10 protein-coding genes are annotated in these 14,031 nt (G+C 62.5%); 7 read left to right on the top strand and 3 right to left on the bottom strand.

What is annotated here, in order from left to right; translation table 11 throughout:
• Positions 1-192 precede the first annotated feature (192 nt).
• From BLP99_RS08190 to BLP99_RS08170, 5 genes are all read left to right on the top strand, one after another.
• A complete protein-coding gene (locus tag BLP99_RS08190; RefSeq protein WP_072388496.1) occupies positions 193-909 on the top strand; it encodes an ABC transporter permease in 717 nt (238 codons plus the stop codon).
• 24 nt (positions 910-933) lie between these two features.
• The gene (locus tag BLP99_RS08185; RefSeq protein ID WP_092180143.1) at positions 934-1,827 is read left to right on the top strand and encodes a glycine betaine ABC transporter substrate-binding protein; all 894 of its coding nucleotides are present in this window, start codon (positions 934-936) and stop codon (positions 1,825-1,827) included.
• A 12-nt stretch (positions 1,828-1,839) separates the two neighbouring features.
• On the top strand, positions 1,840-2,532 hold the full coding sequence (locus tag BLP99_RS08180; RefSeq protein ID WP_072388500.1) for an ABC transporter permease: 693 nt from the start codon (positions 1,840-1,842) through the stop codon (positions 2,530-2,532).
• A 123-nt stretch (positions 2,533-2,655) separates the two neighbouring features.
• Entirely contained in the window at positions 2,656-3,813 is a 1,158-nt protein-coding gene (locus tag BLP99_RS08175) for an osmoprotectant ABC transporter ATP-binding protein OsmV (protein ID WP_072388502.1), read from the top strand.
• Positions 3,814-4,225: 412 nt separating this feature from the next.
• Positions 4,226-5,389, top strand: a complete 1,164-nt coding sequence (locus BLP99_RS08170; protein ID WP_072388504.1) for a type III PLP-dependent enzyme — start codon at positions 4,226-4,228, stop codon at positions 5,387-5,389.
• 88 nt (positions 5,390-5,477) lie between these two features.
• Here BLP99_RS08170 and BLP99_RS08165 read toward each other — a convergent pair whose 3' ends face one another.
• Together BLP99_RS08165 and BLP99_RS08160 are read right to left on the bottom strand one after the other, a co-directional pair.
• A complete protein-coding gene (locus BLP99_RS08165) occupies positions 5,478-6,242 on the bottom strand; it encodes a tetratricopeptide repeat protein (RefSeq protein WP_092180141.1) in 765 nt (254 codons plus the stop codon).
• A gap of 3 nt (positions 6,243-6,245) precedes the next feature.
• On the bottom strand, positions 6,246-6,926 hold the full coding sequence (locus tag BLP99_RS08160) for a Fe2+-dependent dioxygenase (protein WP_072388508.1): 681 nt from the start codon (positions 6,924-6,926) through the stop codon (positions 6,246-6,248).
• Positions 6,927-7,135: 209 nt separating this feature from the next.
• On the opposite strand from BLP99_RS08160, the gene BLP99_RS08155 reads away from it, so the two are divergent.
• Positions 7,136-9,454 carry a TonB-dependent receptor gene (locus tag BLP99_RS08155; protein WP_072388510.1) on the top strand — a complete coding sequence of 773 codons (2,319 nt, stop codon included), beginning with the start codon at positions 7,136-7,138 and terminating at the stop codon, positions 9,452-9,454.
• A 190-nt stretch (positions 9,455-9,644) separates the two neighbouring features.
• Positions 9,645-12,170, top strand: a complete 2,526-nt coding sequence (locus BLP99_RS08150) for a PepSY domain-containing protein (RefSeq protein ID WP_176776499.1) — start codon at positions 9,645-9,647, stop codon at positions 12,168-12,170.
• 132 nt (positions 12,171-12,302) lie between these two features.
• Here the strand turns inward: BLP99_RS08150 and BLP99_RS08145 are convergent, their stop codons facing one another.
• The gene (locus BLP99_RS08145) at positions 12,303-13,844 is read right to left on the bottom strand and encodes an alkaline phosphatase D family protein (RefSeq protein ID WP_072430740.1); all 1,542 of its coding nucleotides are present in this window, start codon (positions 13,842-13,844) and stop codon (positions 12,303-12,305) included.
• Positions 13,845-14,031 lie beyond the last annotated feature (187 nt).

Here is a 14,031-nt window from a genome sequence, read left to right as displayed (position 1 = left end):
ACTCCCCTGTTACGGCTTCGCCAGGGCCTGAAAAATCAGCACGTTAGCCTGGCGAGGCTGCGCTCATGGCTCCAATGACCTGCCGTTCGCCGGCATTGGCAGAGCCGCTTCTCGCGCCCCTTTTCCCGACACCCCTCATGGGGCTGCCGCCAGGGAAAGCGGGTGCCGACCGAAAGAAAAAGGAGTCCGCCTGTGGCTATCCGCTATGGCAAAGGGCTGACAGGAGGCGTGGTCGTCGTCGCGCTCCTGGCCCTGTTGGTCCACTGGATCGGCATCGATACGATCCAACATTATCGCGACGACTTGCTGTTCTATCTCCAGGCTCACCTGATGCTGGTCGTGGTTTCCATGCTGGCGGCCCTGGTCGTCGGCCTTCCCGCCGGCGTCGTCCTCAGCCGTCCCGCCATGGCCGGGCGCGCCGAGCGCTTCATGCAACTGTTCAACATCGGCAACACCGTGCCGCCCCTGGCCGTACTGGCCATCGCCCTGGGCATCCTGGGCATCGGCAGCGGGCCCGCCATCTTCGCCCTGTTCCTCGCCTCGCTGCTGCCCATCGTGCGCAACACCTATGAGGGTCTGAAGAACGTCCAGGGTTCTCTCAAGGAAGCCGCCACCGGCATCGGCATGACCCCGCGCCAGGTGCTGTGGAAAGTCGAGCTGCCCAACGCCGTGCCGATCATCGTCGGCGGCGTGCGCGTGGCACTGGCCATCAACGTCGGCACCGCACCGCTGGCCTTCCTGATCGGCGCCAACAGCCTCGGCAGCCTGATCTTCCCCGGCATCGCCTTGAACAACCAGCCGCAACTGCTGCTCGGCGCGGCCTGCACCGCCCTGTTGGCGCTGCTGCTCGACGGCCTGGTGACACTGGCCAGCCGCCTCTGGCTGGAACGCGGCCTGCGCCCGTCATAAACCGGGTTGGATAAAGGAATCGTGATGAAGAAGACAAGCTTGTTGCTGGGCTGCCTGCTGCTGTTCGCAGGGATAGCCCAGGGCGCGGAAAAACCACTGATCCGCCTCGGCGCCCGGGTGTTCACCGAACAGACCCTGCTGGCGGAAATTACTGCCCAGTACCTGCGCGCCAAAGGCTACGACGCGCAGATCACCGGCGGCCTGGGCAGCAACCTGGCCCGCAGCGCCCATGAGACCGGGCAACTGGACCTGCTTTGGGAATACACCGGGGTGTCACTGGTGTCCTACAACCATGTCACGGAAAAACTCGACAGCGCCCAGTCCTATTCCCGGGTGAAAGAACTCGATGCGAAAAAAGGCCTGGTCTGGCTTTCGCCGTCGAAATTCAGCAACACCTACGCACTGGCCTTGCCCGAGAAAGTCGCCCGGCAGTACCCGCAGATCAACAACATCAGTCAGCTCAACGCCGTGCTGCAGGCCGAAGCCGACGACAATCACCTGGTGGCGCTGGATACCGAATTCGCCAACCGCTCCGACGGTCTGGCGGGCATGGTGGAACAGTACGGCATGAACCTGACCCGCAAGAACATTCGGCAGATGGATGCGGGCCTGGTCTATACCGCGCTGCGCAACAGCCAGGTATTCGCCGGGCTGGTCTACACCACCGATGGCCGGCTGAACGCCTTCAAGCTGAAACTGCTGGAAGACGACAGGCACTACTTCCCCGACTACACCGCCGCGCCGGTGGTGCGCCAAGCCTTCCTTGACGCGCATCCGCAACTGGCTGCCCAGCTCAAGCCACTGGCCGAACTGTTCGATGACCAGACCATGCGCCAGCTCAACGCCCGTGTGGACGTCGACCACGAGAGCCCTTCCGCTGTCGCGGCCGATTTCCTGCGCCAACACCCAATCGACTGAGGAGGAAAAGTCATGGAATTATTGAACGCCTTTTCCCATCTCGACTGGCAACAGGTCCTGCACCTGACCTGGCAACACATCACCCTGGTCGGCATTGCCGTGACCCTGGCGATCGTCATCGGCGTACCGCTGGGCATTTTCATGACCCGTTTCCCTGCCCTCGCCGGCCCGTTGCAGGCCAGCGCCACCGTACTGCTGACGATTCCGTCGATTGCCCTGTTCGGCCTGCTGCTGCCGTTCTATTCCACTTTCGGCCAGGGCCTGGGACCGCTGCCGGCGATCACCGCAGTGTTCCTTTATTCCCTGTTGCCCATCATGCGCAACACCTACCTGGCCCTCACGGGCGTGGAGCCGGGCATCCGTGAAGCCGCCCGAGGCATCGGCATGACCTTTGGCCAGCGCCTGCGCATGGTCGAACTGCCCATCGCCGTGCCAGTGATCCTGGCCGGTGTGCGCACCGCCGTGGTCATGAACATCGGCGTCATGACCATCGCCGCCACCATCGGCGCCGGTGGCCTGGGCGTGCTCATCCTCGCTTCCATCAGCCGCAGCGACATGTCGATGCTGATCGTCGGCGCCGTGCTGGTCAGTCTCCTGGCCATCTTCGCCGACCTGCTCCTGCAATGGCTGCAACGCTCGCTGACAAGTAGGGGGTGTTCGCCGCAAATGACGGGCGCGCCGACGCCCCACAAAGCGCAAGACTAGGCGCGAGGAGAGAAGTTTGGTTTTTTCAAATGAACGACGAGCAACGACGGATTGCGCTTTGTGGGGCTCGGCTCCAACGCGCCCGTCATTTGCGGCGAACACCCCCTATACAGGACTCCTCAAATGATCGAACTTCAAAACCTCAGCAAAACCTTCAAGAGCAACGGCAAGGACGTCAAGGCCGTGGACTCGGTGAACCTGACCGTCAACGAAGGCGAGATCTGCGTGTTCCTCGGGCCGTCGGGCTGTGGCAAGAGCACCACCTTGAAGATGATCAATCGCCTGATCCCGCCCACCTCGGGCAAGGTATTGATCAACGGCGAAGACACCACCAACCTGGACGAAGTGACCCTGCGCCGCAACATCGGCTACGTGATCCAGCAGATCGGCCTGTTCCCGAACATGACCATCGAGGAAAACATCACCGTGGTCCCGCGCCTGCTGGGCTGGGACAAGCACAAATGTCACGACCGCGCCCGCGAGCTGATGAGCATGATCAAGCTCGAGCCCAAGCAGTACCTGCATCGTTATCCCCGTGAACTGTCGGGTGGCCAGCAGCAGCGGATCGGGGTGATCCGCGCCCTGGCGGCCGATGCGCCGTTGCTGCTGATGGACGAACCCTTCGGCGCGGTGGACCCGATCAACCGCGAGATGATCCAGAACGAGTTCTTCGAGATGCAGCGGGCACTGAACAAGACCGTGATCATGGTCAGCCACGACATCGACGAAGCCCTCAAGCTGGGGGACAAGATTGCGATCTTCCGTGCCGGCAAGCTGATCCAGTGCGATCACCCGGACACCCTGCTGGCACATCCGGCGGATGAGTTTGTCAGCAACTTCGTCGGCCAGGACAGCACCCTCAAGCGCCTGCTGCTGGTCAAGGCCGAGGACGCGGCGGACAACGCGCCGTCGGTCAGCCCGCAAACGCCGGTGGCCGAAGCGCTGGAGCTGATGGACGAGCACGACCGCCGCTACGTGGTGGTCACCTGTGCCCAGAACAAGGCCCTGGGTTATGTCCGACGTCGCGACCTGCATCGCCAGACCGGCACCTGCGCCCAGTTCCTGCGTGAGTTCAATGCCACGGCGGCGTATGACGAGCACCTGCGGATCCTGCTGTCGCGCATGTACGAGTTCAACCGCTCGTGGCTGCCGGTCATGGACGCCGAGCGGGTGTTCCTCGGAGAAGTGACCCAGGAATCCATCGCCGAGTACCTGAGTTCCGGTAAGTCCCGTGGGGGCAAGACCAGCATCGTTTCGCCGGCGGAGATTGCGCAGGTCTGATCACCCCAACGAACCCACAGTTTCCGGGGCGGTCACCAAAATGGTGTCTCTGCCCGAAACGCACCGATTATCCATCCAGCGGGAACATCAATCCGTCACACAGGTCGGTTACATCAGGAGCTGTCGCGCGCCGCACGACAGACGCGTGCAAAAACGCGACATTTTTAGTTGATCTCAGGCCCCTCACGCCCTAAAGTTCGCGCCGAACGTCCATGCTGGAAACGATCCATCCGGCTCAAGTACTGACGACGAGACAGCAAGGCCAAGGGAACATGCGTCCCATGGCCTTTTTGCTTTCGGCGACATGCCTTGGGAAGTAGGCGAACCAAAGTGGGGATACGGAGGACGTTCACGAGGGCTGCCAGCCCTCAAACCCATTGATCCTGATGTTTGCCAGTAGGAGTCCCAACGTATGTCGATCCAGGTCGAAGATTATTTCGCGCGCGAAACCTTTCAGAAAATGAAGGCTTTCGCCGACAAGCAGGAAACCCCGTTCGTAGTGATCGACACCGCGATGATCGCCCAGGCCTATGACGACCTGCGCGCCGGTTTCGAATTCGCCAAGGTCTACTACGCCGTCAAGGCCAACCCGGCGGTGGAAATCATCGACCTGCTCAAGGAAAAGGGTTCGAACTTCGACATCGCCTCGATCTACGAGCTGGACAAGGTCTTGAGCCGCGGTGTGGGACCCGAGCAGATCAGCTACGGCAACACCATCAAGAAATCCCGGGACATCCGCTACTTCTACGACAAGGGCGTGCGCCTGTACGCCACCGACTCCGAAGCCGACCTGCGCAACATCGCCAAGGCCGCGCCGGGCTCGAAAGTCTATGTCCGCATCCTCACCGAAGGCTCGACCACCGCAGACTGGCCGCTGTCGCGCAAGTTCGGTTGCCAGACCGACATGGCCATGGACCTGCTGATCCTGGCCCGTGACCTGGGCCTGGAACCGTACGGCATCTCGTTCCACGTCGGCTCGCAACAGCGCGATATCAGCGTCTGGGACGCGGCGATCGCCAAGGTCAAGGTGATCTTCGAGCGTCTGAAGGAAGAAGATGGCATCGTCCTGAAGCTGATCAACATGGGCGGTGGCTTCCCGGCCAACTACATCACCCGCACCAACAGCCTGGAAACCTATGCCGAGGAAATCATCCGCTTCCTCAAGGAAGACTTCGGCGAAGATCTGCCGGAAATCATCCTCGAGCCAGGCCGCTCGCTGATCGCCAACGCTGGCATCCTGGTGAGTGAAGTGGTGCTGGTGGCGCGCAAGTCCCGCACCGCGGTGGAGCGTTGGGTGTACACGGACGTGGGCAAGTTCTCCGGCCTGATCGAAACCATGGACGAAGCCATCAAGTTCCCGATCTGGACCGAGAAGAAAGGCGAGATGGAAGAAGTGGTCATCGCCGGCCCGACCTGCGACAGCGCCGATATCATGTACGAGAACTACAAGTATGGCCTGCCACTGAACCTGGCCATCGGCGACCGCCTGTACTGGCTCTCGACCGGTGCCTACACCACCAGCTACAGCGCCGTGGAATTCAATGGCTTCCCGCCGCTGAAGTCGTACTACGTATAACGCGTCGCTCGCCTGAGCTGAAAAAGCCCGTGACGGTTGTCACGGGCTTTTTTCATGCCTGCGATCCGGTCGATGTCCCCCCTGGCGCTCAAGCGCGAGCCGAATCTTCCAATACATCCAGCCGCGCCTGGTAGGCCTCGATGAGTGACTCCAGGCCGGGCAACCGGGCGCCCTGCAGGATGGGCGTGGCGCGGCGAAGGAAGTTCAGATTGCCGGCGTGCAGCGCACGCCACAACCACACCAGGCCCTCTTCGAACTGTCCTTGCGCCAACAGCACGCAACCGTGGCTGAACTGCCCACGAAAATCGCCGGCCTCGGCCGAACACCGGTACCAGTATGCTGCCGCCGACGGATCCGCCGGACAGTGGCGACCGTCTTCCAGATAACGCCCCAAGAGATTCATCGACTTGGCATGGCCCAACTCCGCGGCTCGCCGATAGAGGGCCAGGGCTTGAGCCTGGTCTTGCATCACGCCGCGCCCGGTGGCCAGCAGGTTGGCGTAGTTGTACATCGCCCAGTCCAACCCCGCCTCGGCGGCCAGGCGATAGTGCGCTGCGGCGGTGGCGGCATCGCTGGCGCACCCCCAACCGTGTTCATGACAGCGCCCCAGCATATTGCGCGCCATCAGGTGTCCGCGTCGGGCCGCGATGCCGAACCAGCGCACCGCCAGCGGTTGGTCTTGGGCGATGCCACGGCCGTCGAGCAGAATCTGCCCCAGCAAAGCCTGGGCATCGAGCACGCCCTGGCCGGCGGCGAGCAGAATCGCCTGGGCCGCTCGCGAAGGGCTGTCGTCGAGCATGGCAGCCCAGTCGTTAGCGTCGAGCACCTGCTGGCGGCGCAGACGCAAATCCATGCCCTATACCTCTACCCAGCGACGCAGCAGATTGTGGTAGGTGCCAGTCAGGCGGATCAGCGAGGGGTGGTCGGGCATGTCGCGGGTCAGCTCCTGGATCGCCCCGTCCATTTCGAAAAGCAACGCTCGCTGGCTGTCTTCGCGTACCAGGCTCTGGGTCCAGAAGAAGGAGGCATAACGCGCGCCGCGAGTGACCGGGTTGACCTTGTGCAGGCTGGTGCCTGGGTAAAGCACCATGTCCCCCGCCGGCAGCTTGACCCGCTGGGTGCCATAGGTGTCCTGGATTTCCAGCTCGCCGCCGTCGTAGTCCTGCGGATCACTGAAAAACAGCGTGGCGGAAAGATCGGTCCGGACCCGCTCGGCGCTGCCCTTGGGCTGACGCACCGCGTTGTCGATGTGAAAGTCGAAACTGCCGCCGGCGGTGTAGCAATTCACCAGCGGTGGAAACACTTTGTGGGGTATCGCCGCCGACATGAACAGAGGGTTCTGCCACAGCCGCTCGATCATGGCCGCGCCAATCTCCTTGGCCAGAGGATGGCCTTCGGGCAGTTGCAGATTGTGCTTGGCCTTGGCCGATTGATAGCCGGCGGTGATCTTTCCATCCGCCCACTCGGTGTGCTCCAGCGCCTCGCGGATGCGCTGCACTTCTTGTGGAGAAAACACGCCGGGAATGTGCAGCAACATGACATCGGGCCCTGTGGATAAAATTGGGCGCAAATGATAGTGATTCTTATTGACTGTGCACAACCCCCATGACGTATCAGAACTCAAAACCGTATGAAATCTGTGTAAATAAAATGTAAAGCCATCTCAAATAGCAATGTATCTCAATTGATATATAAAACCATTTACCCTATATTCCGCCGCCTCGAAACCCTGGGGAGGGGAATTTCATGTCGCGTCAATCGATACAATTACCAGCCAATTCGCCGCGTTTGCTGGCGTCCGCCATCGGCGTCGCCCTCAGTGCGACATCCGTGACACAAATGGTTCAAGCGGCACAAAACAACGATGAGCAGGCCCCGCGCGAGGCCATTTCCCTGGAAGCCACCAGCATCACCGGCGAGATTCAGGACAACACTTCCTATCAGGTCGAGAAAGCCTCGTCGCCCAAGTACACCGCCCCGCTAGTGGATACGCCGCGCTCGGTGACGGTCATCCCGCAGCAGGTCCTCAAGGACACCGGCGCGCTCAACATGCAGGACGCATTGCGCACAGTGCCGGGCATTACGTTCGGTGCCGGGGAAGGCGGCAACCCCCAGGGCGACCGTCCGTTCATCCGGGGTTTCGATGCCCAGGGCGACACTTACCTGGACGGCGTGCGCGACACCGGTTCGCAAAGCCGTGAAATCTTTGCCGTGGAGTCCATTGAAGTCAGCAAGGGCCCGAATTCGGCCATTGGCGGACGCGGCGCCGCAGGTGGCACCATCAACCTGGTGAGTAAAAAAGCGCACCTGGGGAATTCCTTCGACGGTGGCTTCACCTGGGGAACCGACCAGACCCAGCGCTATACCCTGGATGGCAACTACCAGTTCAGCGACACCGCCGCCGGCCGCCTGAACCTGATGAGCCACGAAAGCAACGTCGCCGGCCGCGACAAGATCAACTACGACCGCTGGGGCGTTGCCCCTTCGCTGGCGTTCGGCCTGGGCACCGACACCCGGGTCAACCTCGACTACTACCACTTGGAAAGCAATGATCTGCCGGATGCTGGCATCCCCTACTCCATGCCCGCATCGGGCAGGACGGCCGATCGCAACAAGTCCAATCCGGACAAGCCCAACGACGGCGGCGACAGCAGCAACTTCTACGGCCTGACCGACCGTGACATGCGCAAGACCCGGACCGACACGGCGACCTTCGCCATCGAGCACGACCTGAACGATGCGCTGACCGTCAAGAACACCCTGCGCCACGGCTCCAGCATGCAGGATTACATCCTGACCCAGCCCGACGACAGCAAGGGCAATGTCAACAACGGCAGCGTCTGGCGCCGGGCCAATACCCGGGTCAGCAATGTCGATACCACCACCAACCAGACCGACCTGTTCGGGGATTTCTACATCGCCGGTTTCAAGAACAGTTTCTCCACCGGCATCGAGCTGAGCCGCGAGAAAGGCGAGAAATCCTCCTATACCGTCAACACCGACACCGTGCCCGGCACGACTGCCGCGAACACCAACTGCACGCCATCGACGATCGGGGCACCGAGCGGCTACAACTGTACGTCGCTGTCCAACCCGAACCCGGACGATCCATGGAACGGCAGGATTGCCCGCAACTATGCCGGCACCGACACCACCAGCGTCACCCGTGCGATCTACGCATTCGACACCCTGGAGCTGTCACCGCAATGGCTGCTGAACATGGGCCTGCGCTACGACCACTTCGACACGAAATACAAAACCTACAACGCCGCCGGCACCACCACGTCCAAGGGCGATGACGTGAGCGAATTCGTCACCGGTCAGTTGGGCCTGGTGTGGAAACCCGCGGACAACGCCAGCCTCTATGTCTCCTACGCCACCTCGGCCACACCGCCGGGCAACATGGTTGGCGAAGGCCAGGAAGGCAATCCGCTGGGCGGTACGCCGGACCGCAACGGCAACCTGCTCAAGAGCGACATGGAGCCGGAAACCACCAAGAACTACGAGATCGGCACCAAGTGGGACCTGCTGGGCAGCCGCCTGTCGTTGACCGCCGCGGTGTTCCGCACCGAGAAGGAAAACGCGCGGGTCCAGGTCGATACCACCACGTACGAGAACGCTGGCAAGACCCGTGTCGATGGCATCGAGCTTTCGGCCAGCGGCAAGATCACGGATAAATGGCAGGTGTTCGCCGGCTACAGCTACCTGGACAGTGAACAGGTCGATGGTGGCCCCTTGAGCGTCACCGACGGCAACCAGCTACCCAACACGCCGAAAAACAGTGCCAGCGTCTGGACCACCTATGCGGTCACACCGAAGCTGACCCTCGGTGGCGGCGCCTTCTATGTCGACGACGTGTTCGGCAACGTCGCCAACACCACCATGGTCGATTCCTATGTGCGCTACGACGCCATGGCCAGCTACAAGGTCAGCAAGCACCTGGACCTGCAACTCAACGTGCAGAACCTGACGGACGAAACCTACTACGACAAGGCACTGGGCAACCACTTCGCCAACCAGGCAGCCGGACGGACCGCGTTGGTGAGCACCAACTTCCATTTCTGACCGGCAGCCATACGGCTCGTGGCGAGGCAGCCTGCTCTCGCCACATGTTTCCAACAGCCGGCCAACAGCGTGCCCGAGCCCCGTTCATACGAATGATCGGGGCTTTTATACGTGTTTATGAATGCTTCTCGATAACACACGGCATAATACGCGCCGTGATGAAACGTAATACATGAACAAGGCGAGCGATGTGTTGAAGAAAACCCTGTTCCAGTTGCACTGGTTCTTTGGCATCAGTGCCGGCCTGGTCCTGGCATTCATGGGCATTACCGGTGCGGCGGTGTCGTTCCAGGATGAGATCCTGAGGGCATTGAACCCCCATGTGCTGGTGGTCCCGAAACAGCCGGCCGGCGTCCTGCCGCCGGCCGAACTGGTGGAACAGATCGAAGCCGCCTCCGGCAAGACCGTGAACATGCTCTGGGTCGAGACCGACAGCGGCAATGCCGCGCGGGTGATCTTCACCGCCCCGCCCGGGGAAAAACGCGGGGCCATGCGTTATTTCAATCCCTACAACGCCCAGTTCATGGGCGACGTGGTGGGCCAGGACTTCTTTGTCCTGGTGCTCAAGCTGCATCGCATCCTGGCCCTGGATGACGTGGGCCGGCAGATCACCGGGGCGTGCACGCTGATCCTGGTGTTCTTCTGCCTGTCCGGGCTTTATCTGCGCTGGCCGAGGCAATGGAAGAACTGGCGCGCCTGGCTGACCCTCGACTGGGCGAAGAAAGGCCGCGGCTTCAATTGGGACCTGCACTCGGTGGCCGGCACCTGGTGCCTGGTGTTCTACCTGCTGGCCGCCCTGACCGGCCTGACCTGGTCGTACGAGTGGTACAACAAAGGCGTGACACGTCTGCTCTCCGACTCACCCAAGGACGAAAGGGTGCGCAACCGGGGGCCGGCACCGGAAGGCCCGCCGCCGGTGGCCGACTACCGGGCCATGTGGAGCAGCATCTACAGCCTCGCAGGGCCGGACCTGTCCGCCTATAACGTACGCATGCCACCGGTGGCCGGGCAACCGGCGACGGTGTTCTACCTGCTGAAGAATTCGCCTCATGATCGCGCGTTGAACCAGATCATGCTCGACCCGGCCACCGGCGCCATCACCCGACACAGCCGCTACAGCGACAAGAGCCTCAAGGCACAACTGCTGACCAGCGTCTATGCCCTGCATGTCGGCAGTTATTTCGGCCTGCCCGGGCGGATCCTGGTGACGGTTGCCGCGCTGGCCATGCCACTGTTCTTCATTACCGGCTGGTTGCTGTACCTGGACCGTCGTCGCAAGAAACGCCAGGCCAGGCAGGCGCGCCAGGCGCTGTCCAGCCAGCACGGCGATGCGCCGGCCTGGCTGATCGGGTTCGCCAGCCAGAGCGGCTTCGCCGAACAACTGGCCTGGCAGACCGCCGGTCAACTCCAGGCCGCCGGGGTGCCGGTGAATGTCCGGCCGCTGGCCGGCGTCAGCGAACAGGACCTGAGCCACTCCACCCATGCCTTGTTCGTGGTCAGTACCTTTGGCGACGGTGAAGGACCGGACAGCGCCCGTGGGTTCGAGCGCAAGGTGCTGGGCCAGACCCTGAGCCTGGAACGCCTGCACTACTCGGTGCTGGGCCTTGGGGATCGACAGTACGAGAACTTCTGTGGCTTCGCCCGGCGCCTGCACGCCTGGTTGGCCGAGCACGGCGGCAAGACGTTGTTCGCCCCGGTGGAAGTCGACAGCGGCGACCCGTACGCCCTGCGTCACTGGCAGCAGCAATTGGCCGAACTGACCGGCCAGGCGCCGGCCGATACCTGGAAAGCCCCCGACTTCGAAAACTGGACGTTGAACCAGCGCACTCTGCTCAACCCCGACAGCAGCGGCTCGGGCGTGTACCTGTTGGGGCTCACCGCCCCTGGCCCGAGCAGTTGGCTGGCCGGCGACCTGGTGCAGGTGTTGCCACGCAACGACCGCTGGGCCATCGAGCAGTTCCTCGATGGCCTGGGCATCGCCGGCAATGCCAAGGTGCAGGTCGACGGCCTGCCGCACAGCCTGGAACAGGCCCTGGCCACCCGTCAGTTGCCGGCCAACCGCGCTCACCTGGTGGGACTGCATGCCCAGGCCCTGTTCGATGCATTGGCGCCCCTGGCCATACGCGAATATTCCATCGCCTCGATCCCGGCCGATGGCTCGCTGGAGCTGATCGTACGCCAGGAACGCCACGCCGATGGCAGCCTGGGCATCGGCTCCGGCTGGCTCACCGAACACGCCCCGCTGGGCAGCGCCATCACCCTGCGCGTGCGCCGCAACAGCGGTTTCCATCTGCCGCCTCAGGGCGTACCGATGATTCTGCTGGGCAATGGCACGGGCCTGGCGGGCCTGCGCAGCCTGCTCAAGGCCCGGGTCGCCGAGGGCATGCAGCGCAATTGGTTGCTGTTTGGCGAACGCAACCGCGAACACGATTTCCACTGCCGCGACGAGTTGCAGGAATGGGTGACCTCCGGCGACCTGGAGCGCCTGGACCTGGCCTTTTCCCGGGATCAGGAACAGAAAATCTACGTCCAGGACCGCCTGCTGGAATCGGCCGCGCTGCTCAAGCAATGGATGGCCGACGGCGCGGTGATCTATGTCTGCGGCAGCTTGCAAGGCATGGCGTCAGGGGTGGATCACGTGCTCAACCTGGTGCTGGGCCGCGAGGACGTGGAACGGCTGATCGAGCAGGGGCGGTATCGGCGGGACGTCTACTGATCCTGGCCGCAACATCGACCCTGTGGGAGCGAGCTTGCTCGCGATAGCGCAGCTTCAGTCAACGCCTCATTGACTGACACACTGCCATCGCGAGCAAGCTCGCTCCCACAGGGGGCGTTGCATGGCTGACATTCAAACCGGCTGCAACTTCTTCTCGAACACCGCCACCCCTTGCAGATCCCGCAGCACCACGCTCATCTCCCCGCTCTGCCCGTCGATGTTCACCTCACCGAAGAACTGGTAGCCGGCGAACGGCGAGGTGTTCTGCGCTGGCGGGGCCTTCTGGAACACCACCTCGGGCCCGAAGGTCTTGTCCAGGGCGTTGGGTCCGAAGCTGCCAGCATTCAAGGGCCCGGCGACAAACTCCCAGAACGGCTCGAAGTCCTGGAATGCGGCCTGCTCCGGGTGGTAATGGTGGGCGGCGCAATAATGGACATCGGCGGTCAGCCAGACGTAGTTGCGCACTTGATGCTTGCGCAAGTAGCCGAGCAGCTCGGCGATTTCCACCTCGCGCCCCTGGGCCTGGCCCGGGTCACCATTGGCAACCGCCTCCCAGCGCGGTACACCGGGGCTGACCTCCCCGTCAGGCACACCCAGGCCGATGGGCATGTCGGCGGCGATGACTTTCCATTGGGCACGGGACTGCTTCAATTCGCGCTTGAGCCAGTTCAGCTGCTCGCGGCCAAGGAACGGTTTGGCTGCGCCCAGGTTGGCGTCGTTGGCTTCGCGGTAACTGCGCATGTCCAGCACGAAGACATCCAGCATCGGCCCATAGCCGAGCTTGCGGTAGATCCGCCCGCCGCCGTCGGCCTTCTGCAGGCGCATCGGCGCGTATTCCAGCCAGGCCTGCCGTGCACGCCCCACCAGGGTGTGGATGTCCTTGGTCTGGTAGCGCTCATCCAGCTGTTTACCGGGTGACCAGTTGTTCACCACTTCGTGGTCGTCCCATTGCCAGATCTGCGGCACCTCGGCATTGAAGCGCCGCAGGTTCTCGTCCATCAGGTTGTAACGATAGTTGCCACGGTATTCATCCAGGGTCTCGGCGACCTTGCTCTTGGCTTCGGTGGTGAGGTTGCGCCAGATACGACCGCCTTCGGTGGTGATCTGCGCCGGGACCGGACCGTCGGCATAGATGGTGTCGCCGCTGTGGATGAAAAAATCCGGCAGGCGCAGGCGCATGGCCTCGTAGATCCGCATGCCACCGATATCCGGGTTGATACCAAAGCCCTGGCCGACGGTATCGCCGCTCCAGACAAAGCGGATGTTGCGCTTGAATTGCGGCACGCTGCGCAAGTGACCGAGCCAGGGTTCGCTGGCAACGCCGTATTGGGCGTCTTCGAAACGCACGCGATAGAACACAGCCTGGTCGGGCGGCAATCCGCTGAGCTCCACCCGCGCCGTGAAATCGCTGCGGCTGTCCACCACAGGCGAAACGACCTGCCGGGGGTTGTGGAACCGGCTGCGGGTATCCCATTGCACCACCATCCGTGCCGGACGATCGCAACGGCTCCAGATCATCGCCCGGTCACCGCGCAAGTCGCCGGACTGCACGCCGTCGGTGATCAGCGGACGATCCTTCACCGAAGCGATCACTGCCGGTGCCAGCCCCGGCAATAACAACCCCGCCCCCACGGCTTGAATCACACGACGACGGCCCCGGTCGAATTCGCTCATGGTGTTCTCCCTTGAAATGGGAAAACTAAAGCATGGGTGTGTGAAGTGGGTGTGACAGGGAATTCATGCCCGCCCCAAAAGCAATGTGGGAGCTAGCGTGCTCGCGATGGCGGAGTGTCAGGCAACCCAGTTGTCCACCGATACACCGCTATCGCGAGCAAGCTCGCTCCCACAGGGGAATTTCATT

This window comes from Pseudomonas sp. NFACC32-1, from assembly GCF_900101215.1.
Taxonomy (GTDB): Bacteria; Pseudomonadota; Gammaproteobacteria; order Pseudomonadales; family Pseudomonadaceae; genus Aquipseudomonas.
Note: the sequence above shows the minus strand (reverse complement) of the source record. Positions and strands in the feature narration are given on the sequence as shown.